Genomic DNA, 2,515 nt, shown 5'->3' with positions numbered 1-2,515 from the left:
ATAACTCGGCACGAGATTTGATAATATTTGCAATTTGATAAAACGCTGCTGCTGCGGTTGATAACTGTAATTCTGTTGGTAAATTTTCAAGCTCAGTATCCAAACATTCCCACACCACAGCTAGCGTTGATGTCGGTGGCGCTTCTGATATCTCATCAAGCACATCCCAAATCGTTAATTGCCGATATACAGCCATCTTTATGACTCCGGATGTAGCGGACAAGGACGCACTGGGCAATGGGTTGGACTCACCTCAAACATATCCTTATATTGGTATAACGAGATAGCATATTGTTTAGCAAATGCCTGCAATACCATGTCTGTATAGGCACGTATTTTGCCCGCCGTTAGCCCAAAACAGTGAATTGGTTGCAGGCGACAAATCGGTTTTTGTCCCAGCCACAGTTCTGCACCGAGTGCGTGTAATGGTTTATCTCCTGGTTCTTTGTATAAATACAGTACTGCAAAATACGTTGCTGGTGGTTCAACTGTAATCGCATCAATTTGTGCCGAATCATCTAGTGTGCGACGGCGGTAGAAGGAACGCCGATTATGACACACTTCGGGATTCCAACACCCGTCACCTTCGCTTCCATGCAACACCTTAGCTTTGGCGGTTGGCAGTTTGGAACATAACTGACATTTGGGATCTAACGGCTTTGGCATACTCTACTGGGCTTCTTCTTCGCCAATTGCACGGTAGTAAGCAGCGATCGCCGCTTCTTGCTCACTGCGGAGTGTATACCGCCGAAATGCCTTCTCGCTAGTATGTCCTGTCAGCTTGCGAGCATGAGTCGGGTCAACGCCGAGTAACAATAAATCAGTCGCATAAGTATGACGAAATTGATGGGGATGCAAATCTTCAATTTGAGCTAATTCCCCAATTTTCTCAATTGCAAAGTAAATGCCGTGGTAACTCAAGCGTTCACCTTTATATGAAGCATGGTGGGAAATCATCAACGGGGAGCCGCTGTTTAATTCTTCACCCCCACAAACGCGCGATCGCAAATAATCTGCCAAAACGTCCCGACTTTGTTGACGTAACGGTACTAAACGCGGTTGATCATTTTTGGTATCGCCTAAAAACAACAGCTTGCCATCAAATGCTCCGACATTTAAATTCACTACTTCTCCTGCCCTCAACCCGTGACTAAGAATGTGAACAAGTGCAGTATCGCGTTGTTTTGTTTCTCCTAGTAACTCCAAAGCCGACCAAACCTGTTCCATCTGTTCCGGGGTTAGGCTTTGTGCCGCTGGCAGAGGGATTTTTTCTAGCTTCACCCCTAGTGTGGGGTTAGTAGCCAGCAGTTCCGGGTAAGCCAGAGTAAACCATTTGAAGAAACTTTTGATTGCAGCAAGCCCTGCATTGATGCTGCTTTTTGATAAGGATTTCCCAGCATCTGTACGGCAGACTTCCATCAGATACTCTTTGTACTGCCCAAAATGACGCAGACGCAGTTCGTGATAATGCAATTGTGTCCATCCCAAAAAACGCTTGAGTTCGCGTTCGTATAACTTACGGCTGTTGGGCGCAAGGTTATTGCTGCGTAAAAATTCCAATACTTTCACCCACCGGATATCAGTTGGTGGTCTTGTACTAGCTTTGTGCTGTCTATCATGTCCGACAGGTAAACTTTCATCATTTAAGGGAATCAGCTTGATTTGAGGTAAGTTTTCTAATTCAGGACTATTCACTTGAGGATTGCGATCGCATCGCATGAATTTTGATAGTCCAGTTTACACCATCGTGGCTGAACACAAAATAATTTTCCCTTATCTTATCTACGACAAAAACTACGATATAAACTTACTTAGAAATAATATTCGTAATTTTGTATTATATTATACAATAGTTTCAGTATCTACTAGAAGCGATCGCAATCCTCCTTCGCTCAAAGCCAACGTCCGTCTACCAAGCACGAGCGCATGATGGCAGGCGAGGCGTGGAATCAATACTGTTCGGTTAACAAAGTTATCTGTTGAGGTGAGCTCTTTGAGCAGGGGGAGAGAAGAGCCTGATGAAGGTTAGTGGCAACGGACAAGGCAAAATACTAAGCCTTGTCGAAGCGGGTATAGTGATTAACTCCGTAATCTAGCACTTGGTTATATCTAGATGCTATCTAGGTAAATTAAACTCTTGCCCTCAAAGGTTATAGCTAATTTACCTAGATATCATCATGATGTAAAATTTCTGTATTATTTAGCCTACGTATGACAAGTACAACGCCTTTGTTCTTTGATAGCTCAAACAGCAGTTGCTCTATGAGATAACGCTAAAACTCAGTAGTCTATCGAGACTTTTAAAAAAAGGCATTTAATTATTTAAGTTTTGAGGAGTCAGTTTTTAGAGAAAAGGCATTTAATTATTTAAAAGCTTTCAAAGGACATAAGAGCAGCAAAAAGCGTAACTTCCATGATGTATAAGCTTTTTAGCCTCTTTCACCGCTTGACAGTAATTACCGGGACTTAAACAAAACAAAAAAGTAAAAAAGGCTATAATGCTTAAATAGCAAAG

General features: G+C 42.6%; 2 protein-coding genes and 1 pseudogene. All 3 read right to left on the bottom strand.

Going from position 1 to position 2,515, the window contains the following annotated elements; translation table 11 throughout:
- Positions 1 to 196 (bottom strand): annotated as a pseudogene (locus AC5JL8_RS11065) (hypothetical protein); the annotation flags it as partial.
- A 2-nt stretch (positions 197 to 198) separates the two neighbouring features.
- Positions 199 to 666 (bottom strand): hypothetical protein, encoded by a 468-nt coding sequence (locus AC5JL8_RS11060; RefSeq protein ID WP_495879826.1) that lies wholly within the window; start codon positions 664 to 666, stop codon positions 199 to 201.
- A 3-nt stretch (positions 667 to 669) separates the two neighbouring features.
- Positions 670 to 1,719: a tyrosine-type recombinase/integrase gene (locus tag AC5JL8_RS11055; RefSeq protein ID WP_495879825.1), complete on the bottom strand. Its 1,050-nt coding sequence runs from the start codon at positions 1,717 to 1,719 to the stop codon at positions 670 to 672.
- Positions 1,720 to 2,515 lie beyond the last annotated feature (796 nt).

Source organism: Mojavia sp. (assembly GCF_059505145.1).
The sequence above is the reverse complement of the archived record's forward strand: the minus strand, read 5'-3'. Positions and strand labels throughout refer to the sequence as shown.